This window comes from Treponema sp. R6D11, assembly GCF_054786075.1.
Genome location: NZ_BDHD01001127.1, coordinates 1 through 271, shown reverse-complemented (window position 1 = coordinate 271; position 271 = coordinate 1). Strand labels below are relative to the sequence as shown.

1 protein-coding gene is annotated in these 271 nt (G+C 38.0%); it reads left to right on the top strand.

The window, feature by feature from the left end; genetic code table 11:
- The coding region (locus tag ACYVTD_RS17775; protein ID WP_461248944.1) for a hypothetical protein at nt 1-271 on the top strand (271 nt) is incomplete at both ends.

The window sequence follows — 271 nt, the reverse complement described above, 5'->3', positions numbered from 1 at the left end:
GTCGGGTGATTACTATAGAGTAGATATTTGGCGGATTCCTCAGTCAAAAGGAAAATATAAATATGATGGCGTGTTTGTTTCGCGCCCTGAAGCTATGCGACAGAAATTACATGGTTTTGATAAGGTTTTTCTACAAAAACCTCACCCTGCGGCTAAGTTGATTATGAGTCTTTGCAAAAATGATATTATTGCTTTAACTAATGAAACGGAACTAGAACTTTGCAGAATCGCTGGATTTTCAACTACGCGGAACAATATAGATATTCGCCCT